At 70.6% G+C, this 24,280-nt stretch carries 18 protein-coding genes and 1 tRNA gene; 15 read left to right on the top strand and 4 right to left on the bottom strand.

All coding sequences use genetic code 11. From position 1 onward, the window contains the following. A partial coding sequence (locus AC1DYN_RS24815; protein WP_477964048.1) for a tetratricopeptide repeat protein occupies positions 1–608 on the bottom strand: 608 nt, incomplete at its 3' end. 236 nt (positions 609–844) lie between these two features. Between AC1DYN_RS24815 and cysS the strand changes: the two genes are divergently transcribed. The 7 genes from cysS to AC1DYN_RS24780 all read left to right on the top strand — a co-directional run bounded on the left by cysS (position 845) and on the right by AC1DYN_RS24780 (position 8,766). Then, positions 845–2,233: a cysteine--tRNA ligase gene (gene cysS / locus AC1DYN_RS24810; RefSeq protein ID WP_477964046.1), complete on the top strand. Its 1,389-nt coding sequence runs from the start codon at positions 845–847 to the stop codon at positions 2,231–2,233. A gap of 3 nt (positions 2,234–2,236) precedes the next feature. Then, positions 2,237–2,878, top strand: a complete 642-nt coding sequence (locus AC1DYN_RS24805) for a DNA-3-methyladenine glycosylase family protein (RefSeq protein ID WP_477964044.1) — start codon at positions 2,237–2,239, stop codon at positions 2,876–2,878. Between the two features lie 73 nt (positions 2,879–2,951). Beyond that, a complete protein-coding gene (locus AC1DYN_RS24800; RefSeq protein ID WP_477964042.1) occupies positions 2,952–3,923 on the top strand; it encodes an acetyl-CoA carboxylase carboxyltransferase subunit alpha in 972 nt (323 codons plus the stop codon). 7 nt (positions 3,924–3,930) lie between these two features. Continuing rightward, positions 3,931–5,217: a tRNA lysidine(34) synthetase TilS gene (tilS, locus tag AC1DYN_RS24795; protein WP_477964040.1), complete on the top strand. Its 1,287-nt coding sequence runs from the start codon at positions 3,931–3,933 to the stop codon at positions 5,215–5,217. 57 nt (positions 5,218–5,274) lie between these two features. Beyond that, positions 5,275–6,543 carry an aspartate kinase gene (locus AC1DYN_RS24790; RefSeq protein WP_477964038.1) on the top strand — a complete coding sequence of 423 codons (1,269 nt, stop codon included), beginning with the start codon at positions 5,275–5,277 and terminating at the stop codon, positions 6,541–6,543. A 37-nt stretch (positions 6,544–6,580) separates the two neighbouring features. Further along, positions 6,581–6,673 (top strand) — tRNA-Ser (locus AC1DYN_RS24785). A 146-nt stretch (positions 6,674–6,819) separates the two neighbouring features. After that, a complete protein-coding gene (locus AC1DYN_RS24780) occupies positions 6,820–8,766 on the top strand; it encodes a diguanylate cyclase domain-containing protein (RefSeq protein WP_477964036.1) in 1,947 nt (648 codons plus the stop codon). A 36-nt stretch (positions 8,767–8,802) separates the two neighbouring features. Here AC1DYN_RS24780 and AC1DYN_RS24775 read toward each other — a convergent pair whose 3' ends face one another. Further along, positions 8,803–9,327 carry a hypothetical protein gene (locus AC1DYN_RS24775; RefSeq protein WP_477964034.1) on the bottom strand — a complete coding sequence of 175 codons (525 nt, stop codon included), beginning with the start codon at positions 9,325–9,327 and terminating at the stop codon, positions 8,803–8,805. A 268-nt stretch (positions 9,328–9,595) separates the two neighbouring features. On the opposite strand from AC1DYN_RS24775, the gene AC1DYN_RS24770 reads away from it, so the two are divergent. The 3 genes from AC1DYN_RS24770 to AC1DYN_RS24760 all read left to right on the top strand — a co-directional run bounded on the left by AC1DYN_RS24770 (position 9,596) and on the right by AC1DYN_RS24760 (position 13,653). Beyond that, positions 9,596–9,868, top strand: coding sequence for a hypothetical protein (locus tag AC1DYN_RS24770; RefSeq protein WP_477964032.1), 273 nt, complete (start codon positions 9,596–9,598; stop codon positions 9,866–9,868). Between the two features lie 47 nt (positions 9,869–9,915). Continuing rightward, positions 9,916–11,871, top strand: coding sequence for a DNA ligase D (ligD, locus tag AC1DYN_RS24765; protein WP_477964030.1), 1,956 nt, complete (start codon positions 9,916–9,918; stop codon positions 11,869–11,871). Between the two features lie 321 nt (positions 11,872–12,192). Continuing rightward, a complete protein-coding gene (locus AC1DYN_RS24760) occupies positions 12,193–13,653 on the top strand; it encodes a sigma-54-dependent transcriptional regulator (protein ID WP_477964028.1) in 1,461 nt (486 codons plus the stop codon). A gap of 11 nt (positions 13,654–13,664) precedes the next feature. Here the strand turns inward: AC1DYN_RS24760 and AC1DYN_RS24755 are convergent, their stop codons facing one another. Both AC1DYN_RS24755 and rpoN read right to left on the bottom strand, forming a co-directional pair. Further along, a complete protein-coding gene (locus tag AC1DYN_RS24755; protein ID WP_477964026.1) occupies positions 13,665–15,524 on the bottom strand; it encodes a PAS domain-containing hybrid sensor histidine kinase/response regulator in 1,860 nt (619 codons plus the stop codon). A 114-nt stretch (positions 15,525–15,638) separates the two neighbouring features. Then, entirely contained in the window at positions 15,639–17,102 is a 1,464-nt protein-coding gene (gene rpoN / locus AC1DYN_RS24750) for an RNA polymerase factor sigma-54 (RefSeq protein ID WP_477964024.1), read from the bottom strand. A 235-nt stretch (positions 17,103–17,337) separates the two neighbouring features. Here rpoN and AC1DYN_RS24745 point away from each other — a divergent pair, with 235 nt between their 5' ends. The 5 genes from AC1DYN_RS24745 to AC1DYN_RS24725 all read left to right on the top strand — a co-directional run. After that, entirely contained in the window at positions 17,338–17,799 is a 462-nt protein-coding gene (locus tag AC1DYN_RS24745) for a PA2169 family four-helix-bundle protein (RefSeq protein ID WP_477964022.1), read from the top strand. 97 nt (positions 17,800–17,896) lie between these two features. Further along, positions 17,897–18,454 carry an outer membrane beta-barrel protein gene (locus AC1DYN_RS24740; protein ID WP_477964020.1) on the top strand — a complete coding sequence of 186 codons (558 nt, stop codon included), beginning with the start codon at positions 17,897–17,899 and terminating at the stop codon, positions 18,452–18,454. Positions 18,455–18,465: 11 nt separating this feature from the next. Then, on the top strand, positions 18,466–19,494 hold the full coding sequence (locus AC1DYN_RS24735; protein WP_477964018.1) for a DNA topoisomerase IB: 1,029 nt from the start codon (positions 18,466–18,468) through the stop codon (positions 19,492–19,494). Between the two features lie 55 nt (positions 19,495–19,549). Next, positions 19,550–23,206, top strand: coding sequence for a DUF2339 domain-containing protein (locus AC1DYN_RS24730; RefSeq protein WP_477964016.1), 3,657 nt, complete (start codon positions 19,550–19,552; stop codon positions 23,204–23,206). Next, on the top strand, positions 23,203–24,280 hold a 1,078-nt coding region (locus tag AC1DYN_RS24725), incomplete at its 3' end, for a DUF3999 family protein (protein WP_477964014.1). The genes AC1DYN_RS24730 and AC1DYN_RS24725, both read left to right, overlap by 4 nt.

Here is a 24,280-nt window from a genome sequence, read left to right as displayed (position 1 = left end):
GGCGCGGGCTTGGCCGCTGCCGGTTTGGCCGCTGCAGCCACGGCCGGTGCCGTGGCCACCGGCGCGTCGGCCACCGCCGACCCGCTGCGCGCCATCAGCGAGAACAGGTCGCGCACCATCGCGAGCTTCGGGCTCACCTGGGCGCTGCTGCCGGCGTCGACCTGCAAGGCCTTCGAGTAGGCCTGGCTCGCCAGCTTCGCGTAGACGTCGCCCAGGTTCTCGTACGCGGTCGCGTAGCTGGGGTTGGTGCGGATGGCGGCTTCGAGCGAGCGCCGCGCCTGCTCGTACTGGCCTTGCTTGCTGTAGAGCACCGCCAGGTTGTTGTACGGCTCGGGCAGCTCGGGATGGTCTTCGGTCAGCCGGGTGAACACCGCGATCGCTTCGCTCGCCTTGCCCTGCTCGGACAGCACCATGCCCTTCAGGAAGCGCATGCGCGCATCCTTCGGCTTGTTCGACAGGAACTGGTCGGCCCGCTGGTTGGCCTCGGCCAACTGGCCCGCGGCGAACAGCTTGTCGACGTCGGCGTAGTCGTCGGCCCGGGCCGCGCCGGCGGCTGCGAACAAGGTGGAGGCAGCCAGGGCGATCAGCGGGATGCGTGAACGAATCATCAGGGGGCCGTGCTGCGTTGGAGGGAGCGGCAAGCCGCTGCAGATGCCCGCCGCGAACGGTGTCACGGGTGCGGAAGCGGGCCGCTATACTCCGAAAATTGTATAGCAGCCCCACGGCTGCAAGCCCTTCGACCCTCGCTACACCCCGGGTGTGCGGCACCGGCTGGCGCCACGGCGCCACCGGACTCAGCCCGCTGGCCAGGCCCTATGAGCGGTTCCACTGCAGCACTCCGCCGATGACCCTGAGCATCTTCAACACCTTGTCGCGCCAGACCGAGGTGTTCTCGCCGATCGAACCCCAGCGCGTGCGCATGTATGTATGCGGCATGACGATCTATGACTACTGCCACGTCGGCCACGCGCGCTTCATGATGGCCTTCGACGTCGTGTCGCGCTGGCTGCGCACGCTGGGCTACGACGTCACCTACGTCCGCAACATCACCGACATCGACGACAAGATCATCAAGCGCGCGCTCGATCGCAACATCACGATCCGCCAGCTCACCGACGAGATGACGGCCGCGATGCACGAGGACGTGGCCGCGCTCGGCATCCTGCCGCCCACGCACGAGCCGCGCGCGACGCAGTACGTGCCGCAGATGCTCGAGATGATCGCCACGCTGGAGCGCAAGGGCCTGGCCTACCGCTCGCCGAACGGCGACGTGAACTACGCGGTGCGCAAGTTCGAGGGCTACGGCAAGCTGTCCGGCAAGTCGCTCGACCAGCTGCGCGCCGGCGAGCGCGTCGCGGTGCTCGACGGCAAGGAAGACCCGCTCGACTTCGTGCTGTGGAAATCCGCCAAGCCGAGCGAGCCCGATGACGCCAAATGGGCCAGCGAGTTCGGTTCCGGCCGCCCCGGCTGGCACATCGAGTGCTCGGCGATGAGCTGCGCGCTGCTCGGCGAGCACTTCGACATCCACGGCGGCGGCATGGACCTGCAGTTCCCGCACCACGAGAACGAGATCGCGCAGAGCGAGGGCGCGAGCGGCCGGCGCTTCGTCAACGTGTGGATGCACAACGGCTTCCTGAACGTCGTCAACGAGCAGGGCCAGAACGAGAAGATGTCGAAGTCGCTCGGCAACTTCTTCACCATCCGCGACGTGCTGAAGCACTACGACGGCGAGACGCTGCGCTTCTTCATGCTGCGCACGCACTACCGCAGCCCGCTGAACTTCGGCCCCGCCAACCTCGACGACGCGCGCAATGCGCTGCGCCGCCTCTACACCGCGCTGGTCGACCTCGAGGTGCCCGAGCTGCCGGTCGACTGGTCGCAGCCGCAGGCCGCGCGCTTCCACGCCGCGATGAACGAGGACTTCAACACGCCCGAGGCGGTGGCGGTGCTGTTCGAGCTCGCGACCGAGCTGAACAAGAGCCGCTCGCCGGCGCAGGCCGCGCTGTTCAAGGGCCTGGCCGCGACGCTCGGCCTGCTGCAGCAGGACGCCCGCGGCTACCTGCAGGCCGGCACCGGCCTCGACGAAGCGGCGATCCAGGCGCGCATCCAGGCGCGTGCCGACGCGAAGGCGGCGCGCGATTTCGCGCTCGCCGACAGCATCCGCAAGGAGCTGCTCGCCGAGGGCATCGTGCTCCAGGACTCAGCACAAGGCACGACCTGGATGAAGGCCTGACCCGTGGCGCGCTCCGTCACTCCCGAGTACTGGGACGAGGCGTGCAAGCACCTCGGCAAACGCGACCGGGTGATGCGCAAGCTGATCCCTCAATTTGGCGAAGGCCGGCTGCAAAGCCGCGGCGATGCGTTCACGACGCTGGCCCGTTCGATCGTCGGACAGCAGGTGTCGGTGAAGGCCGCGCAGGCGGTGTGGGAACGCCTGTCGACGCTGCTCGAGGGCGGTGCCGCGCGCATCGTGCCGCAGGCCGTGCTGGGCGTGGAGGCCGGCCGGATGCGCGAGGCCGGCCTGTCGGCACGCAAGCTCGACTACCTGGTCGACCTGGCGCAGCACTTCGAGGCCGGCAGCGTGCACGTGCGCCAATGGCAGCAGATGGACGACGAAGCCATCATCGACGAGCTGGTGGCGATCCGCGGCATCGGCCGCTGGACGGCCGAGATGTTCCTGATCTTCCACCTGATGCGCCCCAACGTGCTGCCGCTGGACGACGCCACGCTGCTGAAGGGCATCAGCCTGAACTACTTCAGCGGCGAGCCGGTATCGCGGGCCGAAGCGCGCGAGGTGGGCGACGCCTGGGCGCCATTTCGCTCGGTGGCCACATGGTACATTTGGCGCAGTCTCGACCCGCTTGCCGTGGCATATTGACGGCCCCGCAAGGCACCGCCTCCGACCGCGAGGTTCCCGGGCATCCTCTCCCACAAGAACAGGATCAGGATCAATGAGCAAACGCCATTTCCTTGAATTCGAGCAACCCATTGCCGAACTCGAAACCAAGATCGAAGAGCTGCGCTACGTGCAAAGCGAATCCGCCGTCGACATCTCCGAAGAGATCGACCGGCTGGGCAAGAAGAGCCAGCAGCTCACGAAAGACGTCTATTCCAGCCTGACCCCGTGGCAGGTCACGCAGATCGCGCGCCATCCGCAGCGCCCGTACACGCTGGACTACATCGGCGAGATCTTCACCGACTTCCAGGAGCTGAAGGGCGACCGCGCATTCGCGGACGACCAGTCCATCGTCGGCGGGCTCGCGCGCTTCAACGGCCAGGCCTGCATGGTGGTGGGCCACCAGAAAGGCCGCGACACCAAGGAGCGCGCCGCGCGCAACTTCGGCATGTCGCGCCCCGAGGGCTACCGCAAGGCACTGCGCCTGATGAAGCTGGCCGAGAAATTCGGCCTGCCGGTGTTCACGCTGGTCGACACGCCCGGGGCGTACCCGGGCATCGGCGCCGAGGAGCGCGGGCAGTCCGAGGCCATCGGCCGCAACATCTTCGAGATGGCGCAGCTCGAGGTGCCGATCATCTCCACCATCATCGGCGAAGGCGGTTCCGGCGGTGCGCTGGCCATCAGCGTCGGCGACCAGGTGCTGATGCTGCAGTACTCGGTGTACTCGGTGATCTCGCCGGAAGGCTGCGCGTCGATCCTGTGGAAGACCTCCGAGCGCGCGTCCGAGGCGGCCGAGGCGCTGGGCATCACCGCGCACCGGCTGAAGGCCCTGGGCCTGATCGACAAGATCGTCAACGAGCCGGTCGGCGGCGCGCACCGCGACACCAAGCAGATGGCCTCGTTCCTGAAGCGCGCGCTCAACGATGCGCTGCGCCAGGTGAGCGACCTGAAGCCCAAGGAACTGCTGCAGCGCCGCTACGAGCGCCTGCGTGCCTACGGTCGCTTCAGCGACACCAAGGAACACTGACCCCGCCGTGGCGCCGCAGCGCGTCGCGGTGGCGTACAGCGCGGGCCGCGACTCGACGGCCCTGCTGCATGCCACGCTGCAGGCGGCACGAGGGCAGGGCGTCGAGGTGCTGGCCCTGCACGTCCACCATGGCTTGAGCGCGCACGCCGATGCGTGGCTCGCGCACGGCCAGGCGCAGTGCGCGCGCTGGGCCCGCCAGGGCCTGCCGGTCCGCTTCATCAGCCACCGTGCCGAAGGTTCGCCGCAGCCCGGAGACAGCGTCGAGGCCTGGGCTCGCCAGGCRCGCTACCAGGCCTTGCGCGCGATGGCGCTGGGCGAACAGGCCGGGCTCGTGCTGCTGGCCCACCACCGCCGCGACCAGGCCGAGACGCTGTTGCTGCAGGCCCTGCGCGGTGCCGGCGTGGCCGGGCTGGCCGGCATGCCGCGGCACGTCGAGCGCGACGGGCTGACCTGGGCGCGGCCCTGGCTCGACCTGCCGCGCCAAGCGATCGAGGCCTATGTGCGCCGCCATCGCCTGCGCTTCGTCGACGACGACAGCAATGCCGACCCGCGTTTTGCGCGCAACCGGCTGCGGCTGGCCGCGTGGCCGGCGCTGGTCGATGCGTTCCCGCAGGCCGAGGCGGCGCTCGCGCAATCGGCGCGCTGGGCACAGCAGGCCTCGGCGGCGCTGGACGAACTGGCGGCGATCGACCTCGCGCAGGTCAGCGACGGCCCGGTCCTGCACGTGACACCGTGGCGCACGCTGAGCGAGGCGCGCCAGGTGAACGTGCTGCGGGCGTGGCTCAAGGCGATCGGCCAGCCGGCACCGGCGAGCCTGGTGCTGCGCCTCGTCGATGAGCTCGCTGGCCAGGGCTGCTGGCCTGCCGCAGGCGGCGACCTGCGTGCGCACCGCGGCGCGCTGCGCTTCGTGGCCGCCGCCGCCGCTGCGCTGCCGTCGGCACCGCCGCGCGAGGCCAGTCTCTCGATCCGCCGTGCCGGCCGTCATGCGCTGCCCGGCTGGGGCGGTGAACTGGTCGCGACCCGCGTGCGCGAGAACGGCGTCCCTCTCGCGTGGCTCGGTGCGCTCGAGCTGCGCGCGCGCGCCGGCAGCGAGCAGTTCCAGGCCGGCCTCGGCCGTCCGCCGCGCAGCCTGAAGAAGCAGTTCCAGGCCGCCGCCGTGCCCGCGTGGGAACGCGACGGTCCGCTGGTCTACAGCGGTGGCCAGCTGGTGTTCGTGCCGGGGCTCGGTCTCGACGCGCGCGTCATCGGGCTGCCCGGGCAGGCCCAGGTCTCGCTGCTCTGGCGACGCGGTTAAAATGCGCGGTTGCGACCGGCTCGCGACCCCTTTTTCCACTCTCGCCAAGACCCTTTCATGGCACTCATCGTTCACAAGTACGGCGGCACCTCCATGGGCAGCACGGAGCGCATTCGCAATGTCGCGAAACGCGTTGCCAAATGGGCCCGCGCCGGCCACCAGATGGTGGTCGTCCCTTCGGCGATGAGCGGCGAGACCAACCGCCTGCTGGGCCTGGCGAAAGAACTCGCGCCGGCCTCGCCCACCACCGCGGTCGATCGCGAACTCGACATGATCGCGGCCACCGGCGAGCAGGTCTCGGTGGGCCTGCTGGCCATCGCGCTGCAGGCCGAGGGCATGCAGGCCGTCAGCTACACCGGCTGGCAGGTGCCGGTGCAGACCGACAGCTCGTACACCAAGGCGCGCATCCAGAGCATCGACGATGCCCGCGTGCGCGCCGACCTGGCAGCCGGCAAGGTGGTGGTCATCACCGGCTTCCAGGGCATCGACGCCGAAGGCCACATCACGACGCTCGGCCGCGGCGGCTCCGACACCTCGGCCGTGGCCGTGGCGGCCGCGATGAAGGCCGACGAATGCCTGATCTACACCGACGTCGACGGCGTCTACACCACCGACCCGCGCATCGTCCCCGAGGCGCGCCGGCTGCACACCATCAGCTTCGAGGAAATGCTCGAGATGGCCAGCCTCGGCTCCAAGGTGCTGCAGATCCGCTCGGTCGAATTCGCCGGCAAGTACCGCGTGCCGCTGCGCGTGCTGTCCAGCTTCACCCCGTGGGACATCGACATCACCGAGGAAGCGCGCTCGGGCACCCTGATCACCTTTGAGGAAGACGAGAAAATGGAACAAGCCGTTGTGTCGGGCATCGCGTTCAACCGCGACGAAGCGAAGATCACCGTGATGGGCGTGCCCGACAAGCCGGGCATCGCGTTCCAGATCCTGGGCCCGGTGGCCGATGCCAACATCGACGTCGACGTGATCATCCAGAACATCTCGCACGAGGGCAAGACCGACTTCTCGTTCACCGTGCACCGCAACGACTACACGCGCACGATGGAGCTGCTGAAGAACGTCGTGCTGCCGCAGACCGGCGCCGCGCAGGTGATGGGCGACACCAAGATCTGCAAGGTCAGCATCGTGGGCATCGGCATGCGCTCGCACGTCGGCGTGGCCAGCAGGATGTTCGGCTGCCTGAGCGAAGAGGGCATCAACATCCAGATGATCACCACCAGCGAGATCAAGACCAGCGTCGTGATCGACGAGAAGTACATGGAGCTGGCGGTGCGCGCACTGCACAAGGCTTTCGATCTGGAGCAGGCCGCGGCCTGAAATCGCAGAAACTGCGGCTAGAATCGCAGTCTTCGCCGGAGTCGTGACCGAGTGGCCGAAGGTGCTCCCCTGCTAAGGGAGTATGTGGGCAAAACCTGCATCGAGGGTTCGAATCCCTCCGACTCCGCCAACCTGCGAAGCAAACCTGCCAAAAAAATGCCAGCAAGCCCCGCTCGTCGGGGCTTTCTTGCGTCTGGGGCCTGTGAGGCGCGGGCCGGTGGCGCGACAATCCCCGGCTGCCGTCTCGTCCCTGTGAAGTTTCCGGACCGGAGCCCTATGCCGTCGTTGCGCCCGACCGTGCGTCGCCTGCTGTTGCTGATGTGGCTGCTGCCCCTGCTGGCCCAGGCGACGGCGCCCGACCTGCCGGTGCGCGCGGCGCTCGAGCGCAGCCGCACGGCGATGCGCAGCGATCCCGAACAGAGCCGCAAGCTGGCCGAGCAGGCCTTGCTCGACCTGGCCCGCCATCCCGACACGCCCGATCCCGAGGCCCAGGTGCTGGCGCATTGGCTGCTGTGCGACTACCACGCCGAGCGCGACCGCGCTGCCGCCGAGGAGCACCTCGCGAAGGGCCGCGCGCTGCTGCCGCAGGCGCCGCGGCTGCGCTCCAGCCTGCTCGGCTGCGAAGGCGACCTGCGCGAACTGGCCGGCGACAGCGTGCAGGCGATGGCCTTGTACGAGCAGGCGGTGGCGGTGGCCGAGCAGTCGCACGAAGACGAGCAGCGCGCCGACGGCCTGTACCGCCGCGGCTACCTGCGCGGCGTGCGCGGCGAGTTCGCCAACGGGCTGCTCGACCTGCGGCTGGCCAACCAGCTGTATGAACGGCTGGGCATGCCGCAACAGGCATTGACCTCGCTGAACGCGATCGCGATCCTCTACAACCGCATGGGCGACCACGCCCAGGCGCGCTACTACTTCGAGGCCGCGCTGAAGGCGCAGCAGGCCGCCGGCCTGCGCCGCGAGCAGGCGGTGACGCAGCACAACCTGGGCCGGGCGCTCGAGAACCTGAAGGACTGGGACGCGGCGCAGCACGCCTTCGAGGCCGTGCTCGCGATGAGCCGCGAGATCGGCTACCCGCGCGGCGAGGCCTACGCGCTGCGGGGGCTGGCCAGCGTGCGCAATGCGCGCGGCGATGCGAACGGTGCACTGGCGCTGCTCGACCAGGCGGCTGAACTGCACCGCCGCGCGCCAGACGAGCGGCTGCGCGCGCAGATCCTGCTGCAGCGCGGCATCGCGATGCGCCAGCTGCGCCGGCCGGCCGAGGCGGTGGCGGTGCTGAACGATGCGCTGAAGGTGTTCTCCACCGCCGATTCGCGCGCCGAGCTGGCGACGATCCATGGCGAGCTGGCGACCACCTTGTCCGACCAGGGCGACTGGCGCGGCGCCTTCGAGCAGCAGCAGAAGTTCAAGGCGGTGTCCGATGAATTGCTGCACCGCCAGCTCGACCAGCGCTTCGCGACGCTGAAGGTCGAGTTCGACAGCGCCGCCAAGGACAAGGAGAACCAGCTGCTGCAGCGCGAGAAGGCCGCGACCGAACGCGCGCTCGACCAGGAGCGTCGCGCCAGTGCGCTGCGCGCCGTCGTGATCGCGCTGGCCGCGCTGCTGGTGGTGGTGATGGCGGCACTGGTGTGGCGCCACCGCCGCACCAGCCACCACATGCAGGATCTCGCGATGACCGACGAGCTGACGCACCTGCCGAACCGGCGCCACGTGCTGGGCAAGCTGCAGGCGCTGCTGTCGTCCGCACAGCCGTGCGCGCTGCTGATCGTCGACCTCGACTTCTTCAAGATGATCAACGACGAGCACGGCCACCTGGTGGGCGACGACATCCTGCGCGCGATCGCCGGCGTGCTGCGCGACAGCGGGCGCGAGCCGGTCGAGCTGGGGCGGCTGGGCGGCGAGGAGTTCATCGTCGTGCTGCCCGGCGTCGACCTGGAGACGGCGCTGGCGGCGGCCGAGCGGCTGCGCCAGAAGGTGGCGGCGCTCGACGTGACGCGCTGGGTGCCCGACCGCAACATCACGATCAGCCTGGGCGTGACGATCGCCGAGCCGGGCGATACCGTCAGCAGCCTGCTGCGGCGCGCCGACGAGGCCTTGTACGAAGCGAAGCGCGGCGGCCGCAACCGCAGCGTGGCGCGGGTCAACGGCGTTGCCGTCACGGCACCGCGCGAACCGGTGCCCACCGCATCCGCCGGCCCGATGGAGATCCGGCCCCAGATCTCGTAGCCCGGATGCCAATCCGGGTCGGCCGTGCCGCAGCGCTTACCCGGCGGCCACGAAGCGGTCGGTCCGGGCCGCCTGGATCACCTCCGCCAGGTCGGTCTCGATCGCCTCCACCGGCATGCGTCCCTGCAGCCACGGGTTCGGCTGCACGAACCAGCACGCGATGTTCCACGCGTCGAAGGCCGGCCACAGCTCGGTGGCCACCTGCTGCGGCGCCTGCTTCGGCAGCATGTCGCTGCGGTTGAACTGGAACATCGGCAGCCACAGCTCGCCGCGCCATTCGAAGCTCAGCACCGTGCGCTCGACGATCTGCCGCGCGAGCGTCGGCACGCCCTGGGTGCCGCACTGGATCAACCGCTCCACCACCTCGTCGCCGCGCGCCAGCCCGCCGCTTTCGCGGTAGCTGCGCAGCATCCGGACGAACTGGCGGTCGCGGTCGATGGCCAGCCCCACGTCGTGCCCGGGCGCATTCCACGGATGCACGTCGTGCGGCATCGGCAGGCCGGCCTGGCGCGAATGGGTGGCGGGCGCGCTGTCGCGCGGACGGGCGGTCTGGGCTTGCATGAAGAACTCCCCTGGAAGGCGCGCAGAAACTGCGCGTGCGGGAAACGATAGAAGGCGCTTGCGGCCCCGCCCACCAGCGGTCTGCGCGAGGCCTTGTAGGACGACAGGAGGACGCGCGGTAGGCGCGTGGCCGTCCTTGTCACGCCGTGACACCGTGTAGGACCGACGTAGGCGATTTCCGACGTTCGAATCGGTTGCTGGCGACTGGCTGCGATGCACCAGTCGAGGGAGCATCCGCCACCAGATGTCTCGCCAATGGATCAACGGAATGAACAGGAACAATTGCGCCAAGTACCTGCTGCTCTTCGGCTCGAAGGACTCGCCGCGTGCGGTGCTGTTCGACGAGCAGGAGTGCCTGCTGGCCGAAATGATCGACGAGGACGGTTTCCTCGTCGACAGCCTGCTGCGCGAGGGCAAGGCGGTCAAGCCGTCGTCGAAGCTGGTGGCTGCGGTGGCGCAGGCCTTGCGGGCGTGCGCCCGGCAACTGGCCCGCACGGGTCAGCGCGCCGACCTGCACCTGCGCTGCTTCGCGCTTGGCTGAGCGCTCGGCGCCCCGTGCCCCACATCGCCGGCTGAGGAGTACCTTCCATGGCCGCCACTGCATCTGCTTCCCCCATCGGACTGCGAACCCACCGGCGCGATCGGGCGGCCCTGCCCACGCAGCTCGCGCCGCAGCTGGCGACGCTGGTCGACGCGATCCCGGAAGGCGACGACTGGCTCTACGAGATGAAGTTCGACGGCTACCGCCTGCTGACGCGCATCGACGGCGGCCGGGTGCAGTGCTTCACCCGCAACGGCCATGACTGGTCGGGCAGGGTGCCGCACCTGGTGCGGGCGATCCGCGATGCCGGCTGGCCATCGGGCTGGGTCGACGGCGAGATCGTCGTGATGCGCGGCCACGTGCCCGACTTCCAGGCGCTGCAGAACGCATTCGACCAGCACCAGACCGCCAGCATCCGCTACCAGCTGTTCGACGTGCCTTTCCTCGATGGTCGCGACCTGCGCGAATGGCCGTTGCTGCAGCGGCGCGAGCGGCTGGCGCGCCTGTTCGACAGCGTGCGCGACGAGTGCCTGGGCTTCAGCGAGGCCTTCAGCGCCGCGACCGGCGCCGACCCGGCGGTGCTGTTGGCGTCGGCCCGCGAAGCCGGGCTCGAAGGGCTGATCGGCAAGCGCCAGGACGCCCCCTACGTGTCCGGCCGCAACACCGACTGGATCAAGCTCAAGACGCTGCTGCGGCAGGAGTTCGTGATCGGCGGCTACACCGACCCGCAGGGCGCGCGCCAGGGCCTGGGCGCGCTGCTGCTGGGCGTGCACGACGCGTCCGGCGCGCTGCGCTATGCCGGCAACGTCGGCTCCGGCTTCACCGAGGCCTCGCTGCGTGAATTGCAGCAGCGGCTGCGCCCGCTGAAGGTCGAGCGCAGCCCGTTCGCCGACGCGCCGGCCAAGGTCGGCACGACGCGCCGCGCGGTGCCGCACTGGATCAAGCCCTCGCTGATGGGCGAGGTGTCGTTCGCCCAATGGACCTCCGACCGCCGCGTGCGGCACGCGGTATTCCATGGCCTGCGCGACGACAAGCCGCCGCGCGCGATCGGCATCGAGCGGGCCGCGAAGGCAGCGACCGCGGTCGCCGTGCCGGGTGTCCGCGTGACGCATCCCGAACGCGTGGTCGACAAGCGCAGCGGCGTCACCAAGGGCGAACTGGTCGCCTACTACGACAGCGTCGCCGGGCTGCTGCTGCCGCACCTGTCGGATCGCCCGGTGGCGCTGCTGCGCGCGCCGGCGGGCGTGAACGGCGGCCAGTTCTTCCAGAAGCACGCGCAGGCGACGAGCATTCCCGGCCTGAAACTGTTGGACCGGGCCCTCGATCCCGACCACGAAGCGCTGCTGTCTGTGACAACTCGCAAGGCGCTGCTGTCGTGCGCGCAGATGAACGTGGTCGAGTTACACAGCTGGAACACGACGGTGCGCCACATCCGCCGGCCGGACCGCATGGTCTTCGACCTCGACCCGGGACAAGGCGTGGCCTGGGTCCAGGTGCAGGAGGCGGCGCGGCTGCTGAAGAACTTCCTCGCCGAACTGAAGCTCGAAGGCTTCCTGAAAACCAGCGGCGGCAAGGGCCTGCACGTGGTCGTGCCCCTGACGCCTCGTTACGACTGCGATCAGGTGAAGTCGATATCGCACGCTATCGTGACGCACTTGGCGAAAGTCATTCCCCAACGCTTCGTCGCGAAGAGCGGGCCCGACAACCGCGTCGGCCGCATCTTCATCGACTACCTCCGCAACGGCTTCGGTGCGACCACGGTGGCCGCCTGGTCGGCACGGGCGCGCGCCGGCCTCGGCGTGTCGGTGCCGGTCTCGTGGGACGAACTCGACGAGCTGCAAAGTGGTGCGCACTGGACCGTGCAGACCATCGCCCGGCGTATCGCCGTGGGCGACGCTCCGTGGAAGGAATACGCCGGCGCGCGCCAGGGGTTGGCGGCTGCCGTCAAGGCCCTGCGCGGGTTGGGGCTCGAATTGCAAGACGACAAGGAATCGACACGGTGAACAGCAGTAACGATCGCAGGCCACACGAAGAGCTGCAACATTTCCGTGTTCTGCTGCACGAGGGCGGCATGGTTCTGGCTAACCCGGCGCAGGGGCATGGCTTTCACACGGGCTTGCGCCAGGTCGTCCACGGACCCGGCGCAGCAGTAGTCGCTGCGGTGGGTGTTTCGAGAGGAATGCTTGGATGAGGACCGGCGCATGGTCAGCGGTGCAGTGGTGGATGAACCTGTCAGGCAATCGAGATGCCCGGCAGGCCAGCGTGGCCCCGGCGCGTCCGGGCCGCTTGCTGCGGGCCTTCGGGTTCGCGAGAGGAGTTCTGTGATGCCGCACGCCCTGGTGGTGGATGACGAGCCGGATTCGGCCGAAACGATGGCGATGCTGATCGCGAGCGAGGGCTTCACGGTGGCCACGGCGGGTTCGCTGCGCGATGCGCGCCGGCAGCTGGCGCTGCAGGAACCCGACATCGTGCTGCTGGATTTGATGCTCCCTGACGGGAACGGGATGGAATTGCTGAACGAGGCCAAGGGCATGTCGAACACCGACGTGGTGCTGATGACCGGCCAGGCGAGCCTGGACACCTCGATCCAGGCACTGCGGCTGGGCGCGGCCGACTACCTGGTCAAGCCGATGAGCCTGAAGCAGCTCAAGGGCGTGCTGTCGCGCGTGACCAAGCCCTCGGTGCTGAAGGCCGAGTCGTCGGACCTGCTGGCCACGCTCGAGAGCGAGGGCCACTTCGGCCAGCTGTGGGGGCGTTCGGCGCCGATGCGCCGCGTCTACGAACAGGTGGCGCGCGTGGCCGGCACGGCCGTCACGGTGTTCATCACCGGCGAGAGCGGCACCGGCAAGGAGGTGGTTGCACGCACCGTGCACGACCTGAGCCGCCGGCGCAGCAAGCCGTTCCTGGCCGTCAACTGCGGCGCGATCTCGCCACACCTGATCGAGAGCGAGATCTTCGGCCACGAGAAGGGCAGCTTCACCGGCGCCGACCGGCAGCACCAGGGCTTCTTCGAACGGGCAAGCGGCGGCACGCTGTTCCTCGACGAGATCACCGAGATGCCGCTGGACCTGCAGGTCAAGCTGCTGCGCGTGCTGGAGACCGGCACCTTCATGCGCGTGGGCTCGACGCAGCAGCTGGAGACCGACGTGCGCATGATCGCCGCCACCAACCGCAGCCCGCTGCAGGCGGTGGCCAGCGGCAAGCTGCGCGAGGACCTGCTGTACCGGCTCAACGTGTTCCCGGTCCACCTGCCGGCACTGCGCCAGCGCGCCGAGGACGTGCCGCTGCTGGCCACGCATTTCGTCGAGCAGATCTCACAGCGCGAAGGCACGCCGAAGCGCTTCTCGGCACAGGCGATGCAGCGCCTGGCGCGCTACGAGTGGCCGGGCAATGTGCGCGAGCTGCGCAACGTGGTGTACCGGGCCTACGTGATGGCGCTGGAGAACACCATCGAGGACGAATGCCTGCCGCAATCGCCCGACGACGAAGCGTCGGGCGCAGCGCCGTCGGCCGCGGTCGTGCAGCCGGTGGGCGAGGGCGGCGCGCCGTCGCTCACCGTGTGGGTCGGCACGCCGCTGGCGGAGATCGAGCGCCAGGTCACGCTCGCGACGCTGGAGCACCTGGGGCGGCACAAGGAGAAGACGGCCGCGACGCTCGGGATCAGCCTGAAGACGCTGTACAACCGCCTGAAGGAATACCAGGCGGCGGGTGCGGCGGGCGGCGAGGGCGCACTCGACACGCGGCCCGACAACCTGGCCGAGGACCGCAGCTGGGCCTCTTCGTAGGGGGCGTCATTTCACGCGGTTCGTGTCGCGAAGGCGTGAATCAGGCGGCCGAGATTTTCAGGCCGCAACGGCTTGACCAGGTAGGCATCGAAGCCCGACTCCAGCGCGCGTGCCTCGTCGTCCTGCCGGCCGCGCGAACTCAGCGCGGCAAAGAACACCGGCATTCCCGCCAGGCTGTTGCGCATCGGCTCGATCAGCAGCGCGGCGTCGAAGTCCGCCTGGCTGATGTCGCACAGCACGATCTGCGGGCGCTGCCCGCGTGCCACGCGCAACCCGGCCTCGGCCGTCGGTGCCGTCTGCACCTCGTGGCCCCACAGCTCCATCTGCATGCGCAGCACGTCGCGCGCCTCGGGGTCGGATTCGATCACCAGCACGCGGTAGGTCTCGGCCGGCAGCGCCGCCGGGGCCGGCTTGTGCCGTGACGACGCTGACGTGCCTGCCGGCGCCGCCACCTGCGGCAGGCTGATCACGAACTCGGCACCCTGGCCGGGCCCGGCGCTTGCGGCCTCGATGTCGCCACCGTGCAGCATCGCGATGCGCCGCGCGAGCGTCAGCCCGACGCCCAGCCCCGGCCGGCGCGATGCCGTGCCGGTGTCGTGGCGCGCGAACAGCTCGAACACGTGCGGCAGGAAATCGGCCGCGATGCCCTGGCCGCGGTCTTTCACGCGCACCAGCACGCTGCCGGCCCGCGCCTGCACCGACACCGTGATCTCGCCCGGGTCGCGCGAGAAGATCGACGCGTTGTAGACGATCGCCGACACCGCCTGCGCCAGGCGCAGCGCATCGCCGTCGACGTAGGGCGAGTCCTTCGGGAACTCGGTCTTGAGCGTGTGGCCGGCCGCGCTCAGCTTGGTCCGCAAGCCCTCGAGCGCGGTGCGCACCACGGTGTCCACCGCCACCGGCTCCTTGATCAGCGTGATCTGGCCCTGCGCGACCCGCGTCACGTCGACCAGGTCGTCGATCAGCCGGCGCAGCCGCGCCACCTGGCGCTCGACGATCTCGCGCAGGCGGCCCAGCGTCGGGTTGTCGGCTTCCATCGTGCGCAGCACGCTCGCCGCGTTCGCGATCGGCGCCAGCGGGTTGCGCAGCTCGTGCGACAGTAGCGCGAGGAACTCGCCCTGGCGCCGGTCGGCCAGGCGCATCGCCTGCGTGCGCTCGGCCAGGCGCTCTTCGAGTTCCTTGCGCTCGTGGATGTCGACGCAGCTGCCGATGTAGCCGAGGAAGCGCCCGTCGCCGCTGTGGTGCGCGACGCCGTTGTCGAGCACCCAGCGGTAGCTGCCGTCGCGGCGGCGCAGCCGGTAGTCCATCACGAAGGGCTGGCGCGCATGGAAGCTGGTCGAGTAGATGCCCATGCAGCGTTCCAGGTCCTCCGGGTGCACGACCTGGGTCCAGCCGTTGCCGCGTTCCTCCTCGAGCGTGGTGCCCGTGAATTCGAGCCAGGGCTTGTTGACCCATTCGCACCAGCGGTCGGGGCCGGCCATCCAGACCATCACCGGCGCCGCGTCGGCCATGCTGCGGAAGTCGCGCTCGCCGTCGCGCCCGCGCACCGGCGACGGTTGCAGCAGGAAGAGGTAGTGCGGGCTGGCCTCGGACACCCTCAGCAACTGGCCGTCGAACAGCCGCACGCCGTCGCCCGAGCCGACCTGCACTTCGCCCGACCATTCCTCGCCGGCGGCGAGCGCACGGCCCAGCGCCAGCGATGGTGCAAATCGTGTCAGGTCGGACGGAACGTCGCCTCCCCGGGCCAACGCCTGCGCAGCGCGGTTGACGGCCAGCACGTGTCCGTCGGCATCGACCGCGAGCGCGGGCTGCGGCAGGCGGTCGAACAGCGTGGATCCGATGGCGTTCAGCGTGGTGGCGCGATCCTGCATGTCAACTTTCGGGTGCCCGTCAGGCGCACGGGCAGAGGGGTCTGTCGGACGGACCGGCCGGTCTCCCGCCGGCGGTCCGCGGATTGTCTCTGGCAAGTGTCGTGCCCGGCATCCTCAAGCGAGGCGACGGCGCCGTTCCACCGGTTCCACTTTCAGCAACTGCCGGTACTTCGTGACCGTGCGCCGCGCCACCGTCAGGCCCTGGCGCAGCAGCAGCCGGGCGATCTGGGCATCGGACAGCGGCTTCTTCGGGTCCTCGGCCTCGATCAGCCCCTGGATCACGCCGCGCACCGCGGTCGGCGAGGTGCTGCCGCCGCTGGCGGTGTTCATGCCGCGCGAGAAGAAGTACTTCAGCTCGAACACGCCGACCGGCGTCGCCATGTACTTGTTGTTGGTGACGCGGCACACCGTCGATTCGTGGATGCCGACCTCGTCGGCGATCTCGCGCAGCCCGAGCGGCTTCATCGCGAGCGGGCCGACGTCGAGGAAGCGGTGCTGGCGCTTCAGGATCGCCTGCGCCACCGACAGGATGGTCGAGAAGCGCTGCTGCACGTTGCGCACCGTCCAGCGCGCATCCTGCAGGTGGGCGGCCATCTCGCCATGGTGGCCGCTGCGGTGCTGCTGGAACAGGCTGGCGTACATCTGGTTCAGCTTCACGCGCGGGATCACCGCATGGTTCAGCGCCGCGGCCCAGGTGCCGCGCACCTTCTTGACGATCACGTCGGGCGTCACGTAGTTCAGGTCGTCGGCACCGAAGCGCCAGCCCGGGCGCGGGTCGAGGTGGCGGATGCGCTCGCACGCCGCCGACACCGCGGCCGCGTCGGCGCCCAGTGCGCGGGCCATGCCGGCGATGTCGCGCTGCGCGAGCTGCTCCAGGTGCTGCGACACGATGCAGCCGGCCAGCGCGCGCTCGTCCTCGTCCTCGATCTCGGACATCTGCAGCAGCAGGCATTCGGACACGCTGCGCGCCGCGACCCCGGTGGGCTCGAGCGACTGCACCAGCTTCAGCGCGGTCGACATCTCGCTCGCGTCGACCGCCGGCGACAGGCCGGCCAGCCGGCCCAGCTCGGGCAGGCCGGTGCGCAGGTAGCCGTCGTCGTCCAGCGACTCGATGATGGTGCAGGCGAGGGCATGGTCGCGTTCGCTCAGCGGCAGCACGTTGATCTGCGAGCGCAGGTGCTGGCGCAGGTCGACGTCGGCGGCCACCAGTTCCATCGCGCTGATGTCGGAATCGCCCGAGCCGCTGCTGCTGCCCGGTGCGGCCTGCCAGCTGTCGCGCTCGAAGGCCATGTCGGCCTCGGCGGGCGGCAGGATTTCCACCGCGACCTCGGTGGCCGGGCCGAGCGCGTTCAGCTCGGCGATCGGCACCGCGTCGGCCAGCGCCGCATCCTGCGTCGCCGGGGCGGTGGCCTCGGGGCCGGCCTCGTCGAGCTCGAGGAACGGGTTGGTGACCATGCTGTCGCGGATCTCCTGCACGAAATCCTGCGACGACAGTTGCAGCAGCCGCACCGCCCGCTGCAGGCGGGGCGTGAGGCCCTGGACCTGCCGGGTGTCGGTGCGAAGGATCGGTGCGTTCATCGCCAGTCTCCTGTTGACTTGTGCCCGGTGCGAGGCCCGCCGTAGGACGATGCCGCGCACCCTGGAAAAACAGTCATCTCTCTGCAACACATGTGCCACGGGCGCGAACCGGCAAGCCGCGCCGGCCGGGGCCTCGCTCTTGCCGCAAGGATTGCGCGCCGGGGCCGCGGGCACGCCAAGTGCCGAAGCCCTGGCACCGGGCCTCGCGGCCTTCAATGGATGAAAGGACAGCACCATGAGCCACGAAGACATCGTCGACACCTTGAACGACCTGATCGCGACTTCGAAGGATGGCGAGTTCGGTTTCCTCGCCTGTGCCAGGCACGTGCAGTCCGAAGAGTTGCGCCAGCTGTTCACGCAGCGCTCCGAGGAATGCCGGCGTGCCGCCGAGGAACTGGCCCCGCTGGTCGCGCAGTACGGCGGCGAGCCGGACGACGACGGCACGACCTCGGGTTCGCTGCACCGCGGCTGGGTCGCGGTGCGCGGCTCGCTGGTGGGCTACACCGACCAGGCGATGCTCGATGAATGCGAGCGCGGCGAGGACGCGGCGCTGGCGCGCTACCGCGCCGCGCTGCGCGACGACGACCTGCCGGAACCGGTGAAGGCAGTCGTCGCGCGCATGCAGCTCGGCGTGCAGCGCAACCACGACCAGATCAAGATGCTGCGCGATCGCGAACGCGCGAAGAGCTCGTCCTGATCGAACCGCGACCGGGTAAATGCTGCCGATGTTCTTACCGCCACATCGCAACTTTCACCCGGTCGTTTTTGCCCGACAAAACAACAAGGAGACAAGCATGCCGACAACTCTGCGCACGCTGGCGACCCTCGGCCTGGCGGCGCTGGCCGCGCCGCTCGCGCTGGCGCAATCCCAGGACCACGGCTACGTGGGGCTGCATGGCGGCCGTGCCGAGTACAACACCGAGTGCGGCATCGCTGCGTCGTGCGACGACGCGAACGGCGCGTGGAAGGTCTATGCCGGCGCCGCGATCAACCCGTGGCTCGGCCTCGAACTCGGCTACGTCGACATGCGCCATGCCGATCGGGCCGGCGGCACGTCGAAGGCGCGCGGCGTCAACCTGAGCCTGGTGGGCCGGTTGCCGCTGGGCGACATGTTCCACGTCTACGGCAAGCTGGGCGCCACCTACGGCCGCACCGACGTCAGTGCCGGGCTCGGGCAGCTCGTGCCGACCGGCGACGACAAGGGCTTCGGTGCCACCGGCGGCGTCGGCGCGGGCATCGACTTCAACCGCAACTGGAGCCTGGTGCTCGAATGGGAGCGCCAGCAGTTCCGCTTCGTCGGTGGCCGGCAGGACGTGGACCTGACGTCGCTGGGCGTGCTCTACCGCTTCTGAGCGGGGCCGGCGTGCCCGCGCCCGAGCGCCTGCAGTACGTCAGCGACGGCGCGCCCGGCATCCGCCGCGCCCGGCGCGGCAAGGGCTTCAGCTACATCGGCCCCGATGGCCGGCCGCTGCGCGAGCGCGGCGAGCTGGAGCGCATCCGCCGCCTCGCGATCCCGCCGGCCTACACGCAGGTGTGGATCTGCAGTTCGCCGCGCGGCCACATCCAGGCCACCGGCCGCGATGCACGCGGGCGCAAGCAGTACCGCTACCACGCCGACTGGCGGCGCGCACGCGATGCCGACAAGTTCGACCGCATGCTGGAGTTCGGCGAGGCGCTGCCGCGCATCCGCGCGCGCGTGCTGCGCGACCTGAAGGCGGCCGAGGCACGGCCCGGCCGCGACACCGTGCTGGCCACCGTGGTGCGCCTGCTCGACACCACCCTCGTGCGCATCGGCAACGACGAGTACGCGCGCAGCAACGGCTCGTTCGGCCTGACGACGCTGCGCAACCGGCACGCGCTCGTGAAGGGGCGCGAGATCACGCTGCAGTTCCGCGGCAAGAGCGGCGTGCAGCACCGCGTCGCGCTCGAGGACCCGCGCGTCGCGCGCATCGTGCGGCGCTGCCAGGCGATGCCGGGGCAGGCGCTGTTCCAGTACACCGGCGAGGACGGGCAACTGCACGGCATCGCGAGCGACGACGTCAACGACTACTTGCGCGATGCGAGCGGGGCCGAGTTCACCGCGAAGAACTTCCGCACCTGGCATGCGAGCGTGCATGCGCTGGCGCTGCTGGGCGAATTGCCGGGCGCGCGCGGCGATGGCGACGCCTTCACGCGGCGCGAGCTGAACGACGTGCTCACCGACGTCGCGAAGCGCTTGGGCAACACGGTGGCGGTGTGCCGCAAGTCGTATGTGCACCCGCGCGTGCTCGAGGCGACGCAGGCGCAGCTGCGTGCGGCCAGCGAAGGTCTCGCGTCGATGCGGCGCCAGCGCGGCTGGTCGGTGGCCGAGCGGCAGCTGATGGCCTTCCTGACCCCGCCCGGAAGGGGGTGAGGCCGCCGCACGGGCGGTGGTCATAATCGGTCACGAACGCGATGGCGGAGGGCCGATGATCTTCGTGTATGCGGTGCTGGGCGGCCTGGTGGGCTTGGCCCTGGGCGGGCCGGCCGGTGGCCTGGTGCTGCTGATCATCACGCCGGTGGTGATGTCCATCATCCGCTCGTCCAGGAGCACGCCGGCGTCGACGCCGCCGATGCCGGACATGCTGCCGGACCTGCCCGATGAGGCACCCGCCGCGCCGCCGGAGCTTGCGCAACGTGTCGCCGCGCTGGAACGCGAACTCGCGGCCTTGAAGCTGCAGGTGGCGCAGCTGTCGGGCGCCGCGGCGGCGCAAGAGGTGATTCCCGAGCCGTTGCCGCTCGTGCCGCCTGTCGCCCCGGCCTTGGCCGTGTTCGAGTTCGAACCCGTGCCGCAGCCGGTGCCCGTGGCGCAGCCCGTGCGCGAGGCCGTCGTGGAGGAGTCCACCGGCGAGCCCGAGCCGTCCACGTGGACCGAGCCCTCGCGCGCCAACCCGCCACCGCCGCCTGTACCGCCTGTGCCGCCCGCGCCGCCCGTGCCGCTGCGCGACCGCCTGCCGCCGTTCGTCGCGCGCTGGCTCTTCGGCGGCAACACGATCGTCAAGGTCGGCGTGCTGATCCTGTTCCTCGGGCTCGCGTTCCTGCTGCGCTACGTGGCCGAGCGCGCGACGCTGCCGATCGAGGTGCGCTATGCCGGCGTCGCCCTGGTCGGCGTGGTGCTGCTGGTGCTGGGCTGGCGCCTGCGTGGGCGCCGCGACGCGGCCGGTGGGCAGGGCTACGGGCTGATCCTGCAGGGCGCGGGCATCGGCGTGTTCTACCTGACGGCGCTCGCGGCGCTGCGGCTGAGCGCGTTGCTGCCGCCGGCCGCGGCCTTCGGCGTGATGGCCGTGGTGGCGCTGCTGGGGGCCGCGCTCGCGGTGCTGCAGAACGCGCCGTGGCTGGCCTACGTGTCGGTGGCCGAGGGCTTCCTGGCACCGGTGCTGGTGTCGACCGGCGGCGGCAACCACGTGGCGCTGTTCAGCTACCTGGCGGTGCTGGACGTCGGCATCTTCCTGATGGCCTGGCACAAGGCCTGGCGGCCGCTGAACCTGGTCGGCTTCGTCGGCACGTTCACGCTGGCCGGTGCCTGGGCGAAGGCGCACTACACCGATGCGTTGTATCCCGAGAGCCAGGCCTTCCTGCTGCTCTTCTTCGTGTTGTTCACCGCCATCGGCGTGCTGTTCGCACGGCGCGCGCTGGCGCTGGGCGACGATCCGCCGGCGACCGACAGCCTGTCGCGGCGCGCGGCGCAGGCGCTGCAGCAGGTGGGGCGCGTCGACAGCGCGCTGGTGTTCGGCGTGCCGCTGGCCGCTTTCAGCCTGCAGTACCTGATGGTGAAGGACAGCGAATGGGGCCCGGCATGGTCGGCGCTCGGGTTCGCGTTCTTCTACCTCGTGATCGGCGGCGCATTGCTGCGCAGTGCACGCATCCGCTATGCGCTGCTGGGCGAGGCCTATGTGATCGTCGGCGCGATCTTCGCGACGCTGGCGATCCCGCTGGCACTGGAAGGCGCGTGGACCGGGGCCACCTGGGCGGTCGAGGCGGCGGGCATGTTCTGGCTCGGCGTGCGCCAGCACCGCAAGTACACGCGCGCCTTTGCGCTGGCCGTGCTGGCCGGTGCCGCGGTGCGTCTCGCAACCTCGCTCGACATCGACCTGCACCCCGGCACGCCGCTGCTGACGGGTTCGCTGATGGGCCTGCTGCTGCTGCTCGGCAGCGTGCTGGCGATGTGGCGCGTGCACCACCGCCACCCGGCGGCGCAGCGTGCCGGCTGGGAGCGCTGGAACGACGTGGCGCTGCCGTGGCTGGCCGTCGTGTCGATGGCGCTGATCGCATGGACCGTGCTGCTGCCCCTGTGGGCCGGCGTGGTGGTCGGGCTGCTGGGCGCGGCGCTGGCTGCGGCCGGCCAGCGTTTCGCGCTGCGCGTGCTGGCGGGCTGCGCGGCGGGGCTGCACCTGGTGGCGCTGGCAGGGCTGGCCGGCTCGCTGCACCTGGACCAGGACGGCGCGCCGCGTGACGGCTGGCCCGGCCTGGTGGCCGCGCTGGCGGTGGGCCTCAGCCTGCTGCTGACGGCCTGGTTCGAGCTGCGCGTCCAGCTGAAGGCGATGGACGAGCGCGAGGGTGTGCCGCGCTGGTCGCTGGCCGGCGGCGCGGCGCTGCTGGCCGGGCTGGCCGTGGTGGCACTCGGCCTGTTGTGCGTGTTGCCGGCGGAGCAGGCGGCGCTGGTGTGGCCGTGGCTGGGCGTCGGCGCGCTGGCGCTCGGCCTGCGCATCGCCCACCCGGCGCTGGTGCTGGGCTGGCTGGCACTGCAGCTGGCAGCGGCCGTCGCGACGCTGGTCTTCGGGCCGGACCTGTTCGACCCGCTGCAGGCCTTCGGACTGCGCTTCTGGCTGCCGCTGGGCCTGGGCCTGGCCGGGCTGCTGGCCGGCGATGCGCTGCAGCGCGCCGCGCGCCCCGCGTCGGCGGCGGCGCTGGCCTGGTCGCGCCATGCCGTGGTGCAGTGGGGCATCGTGCTGTGGGCGCTCGCCTGGTGGGTCCTGATGCTGGTGCCCGAGGTGCTGCACCTGCTGCAGCGCCAGCAGGCGATGGACGGCTGGCCGGCGGCGCTGGTGGGCTGCGTGGCCGCGAGCTCGGTGCTGGCCGCCCTGGTGGCGCAGTGGCGCGATTGGCGCGTGATGGGCCAGGCGACGGCGTTCACGCTGCCGTCGCTGGCGGTGATCGCGATCGGTTCTGCCGCGGCCGACGGCGCGGCGCCCTCGGCGCACCTCGGCTGGATCGCGTGGCCGGTGGCCTTGCTGTGGCATTTGCTGCTGGCACGGCGCCAGGTGACGTGGCTGCCGTGGCGCGCCTTGCAGGCGGTGCACGTGCTCGGCCTGTGGCTGTTCGTCGCGCTGGCCGGCCGCGAGTGCGCGCTGTGGCTGGGCGATGCCGGCGAGCCCGGCTCGGCCTGGCGCGTGCTGGGCTGGGTGCCGCCGGTGGCGCTGGTGCTGTTCGCGATGACGCGGCCGGCCGTGCTGCGCCGCTGGCCGCTGGCGGCGTTCCACGAGGCCTACCTGGTGGTGGGGGCCGCGCCACTGGCGATCGGCCTGCTGCTGTGGGGCTGGCTCGCCAATGCGCACCCGGGGTCGGCGGCGCCGCTGCCCTTCGTGCCGCTGCTCAATCCGCTGGAGGTCGGGCTGCTGCTGGCCTTGCTGGTGCTGGCGCTGTGGTGGCGGGCGCTGCCGGAGCCGGTGCGTGCGCAGGTGCCGCGCGAGGCGGCGTGGGGCGTGTTCGGACTGAGCGCCTTTGCGCTCTACACCGGCATGGTGCTGCGCCTGGTGCACCACGCGGCCGGCGTGCCGTGGGAAGAGCAGGCCTTGTTCGATTCGACGCTGGCGCAGGCGACGCTGTCGGTGGCGTGGTCGCTGGTCGGCGTCGGGCTGATGCTGCTCGGCCACCGGCGCGTGCACCGCACGGTGTGGATCGTCGGCGCGGCGCTGCTGGGCGTGGTGGTGCTGAAGCTCTTCTTCGTCGAGCTGGCCGATCGTGGCGGGCTGTACCGCATCGTGTCGTTCATCGTCGTCGGCGTTCTGTTGCTGGTGGTGGGGTATTTCGCACCGGTGCCGCCGCGGCGGGCTGCGGCCCCCGAGGAAGGCGAGGTGGTGGCATGAAGGTGCGCTGGATGCTGGCTGCGCTGGTGGCCGGGTCGGTGAACGCGCTGGCGCTGCCGCCCTCGGCCGGGCTGCGGCTCGAAGGGGCCGGGCCGTACTACACGCTGGAATTGCCGCTGGCCTGGCAGGTGCAGGCCGGCACGGCCGATCTGCGCGGCCTGCAGCTGCGCAATGCGCTTGGCGAACCCTTGGCCTGGGCGTGGGCGGATGCGACACCGGCGCAGACGAGCGTGACGACCGGCAGCGTGCGCTTTCTGAAATGGATGGCGCCGAAGGCAGCGACGCCACGGCCGAAGGGTGAGGCGGACGACACGCCGCGCGGCTGGGTGCTGGACCTGCGCAACGTGAAGGGGGATGTGATCGACGTGGCGGTGTCGCTGGCCGGCGATGCGAACGCCGTCTACCCGCTGGCGGTGGAGGCGAGCGACGACCTGTCGAGATGGCGCGTCGTGCGGCCCGAGGTGCAGCTGGTGTCGCTGCAGTACCAAGGCCAGCGGCTGGACGACACCGTGATCGAACTCGGCGGCGTGCGGGCGGCCTACCTGAGGTTGCGCACACTGGGCCACGGCGCGACGCCGCCGTTGACTGCCGCCGAGGTCACGACGGTGGTGCAGCAGGCGCCGGCGCCCGAACTGCAGTGGAGCGAGCCGATCGCGCCGGTGTCCTGCGAAGCGCAGCACTGCGATTACGCGCTGCCGGCGGTGTCGCTGGCGGCGGTGGAACTGCTGCCGCGCGAAGCGAACACGGTGGCGAGCGTCGGCTGGCTGGGTCGCGGCGATGCGATGCAGGCGGCATCGGCGTCGCGCGAGTACGTTCATCGTCACCGGTTGCACCATCCGCTGCATGTGCTGCGGGACAAGCGCAATCCACCGCTGCCGGCACCCGACGCCGGGTGGCAGCACGTCGCGCAGGGCCGCGTGTGGTGGCTGCACCTGCCGCAGGGCGAGACGAGATCGCCGGCACAGCATCTCGACGGCGCGGTGCACACGCAGCTGCGCCTGCAGGTGGCCGGCGGCGTGGCGGCGTTCGGCGCGCAGCCGCCGCAGCTGCGTTTCGCGGTGCGGCCGCGCACGC

It is taken from the genome of Rhizobacter sp. P2_D12, assembly GCF_056404395.1.
The sequence above is the reverse complement of the archived record's forward strand: the minus strand, read 5'-3'. Positions and strand labels throughout refer to the sequence as shown.

Bases quoted from the DNA above. Each gene is read 5' to 3' on its own strand.
- rpoN (WP_477964024.1), bottom strand. From the start codon at position 17,102: ATGAACGCACCGATCCTTCGCACCGACACCCGGCAGGTCCAGGGCCTC.
- AC1DYN_RS24740 (WP_477964020.1), top strand. From the start codon at position 17,897: ATGCCGACAACTCTGCGCACGCTGGCGACCCTCGGCCTGGCGGCGCTG.
- ligD (WP_477964030.1), top strand. From the start codon at position 9,916: ATGGCCGCCACTGCATCTGCTTCCCCCATCGGACTGCGAACCCACCGG.
- AC1DYN_RS24775 (WP_477964034.1), bottom strand. From the start codon at position 9,327: ATGCAAGCCCAGACCGCCCGTCCGCGCGACAGCGCGCCCGCCACCCAT.
- AC1DYN_RS24780 (WP_477964036.1), top strand. From the start codon at position 6,820: ATGCCGTCGTTGCGCCCGACCGTGCGTCGCCTGCTGTTGCTGATGTGG.
- AC1DYN_RS24730 (WP_477964016.1), top strand. From the start codon at position 19,550: ATGATCTTCGTGTATGCGGTGCTGGGCGGCCTGGTGGGCTTGGCCCTG.
- AC1DYN_RS24755 (WP_477964026.1), bottom strand. From the start codon at position 15,524: ATGCAGGATCGCGCCACCACGCTGAACGCCATCGGATCCACGCTGTTC.
- AC1DYN_RS24745 (WP_477964022.1), top strand. From the start codon at position 17,338: ATGAGCCACGAAGACATCGTCGACACCTTGAACGACCTGATCGCGACT.
- AC1DYN_RS24790 (WP_477964038.1), top strand. From the start codon at position 5,275: ATGGCACTCATCGTTCACAAGTACGGCGGCACCTCCATGGGCAGCACG.
- AC1DYN_RS24800 (WP_477964042.1), top strand. From the start codon at position 2,952: ATGAGCAAACGCCATTTCCTTGAATTCGAGCAACCCATTGCCGAACTC.
- cysS (WP_477964046.1), top strand. From the start codon at position 845: ATGACCCTGAGCATCTTCAACACCTTGTCGCGCCAGACCGAGGTGTTC.
- AC1DYN_RS24770 (WP_477964032.1), top strand. From the start codon at position 9,596: ATGAACAGGAACAATTGCGCCAAGTACCTGCTGCTCTTCGGCTCGAAG.
- AC1DYN_RS24760 (WP_477964028.1), top strand. From the start codon at position 12,193: ATGCCGCACGCCCTGGTGGTGGATGACGAGCCGGATTCGGCCGAAACG.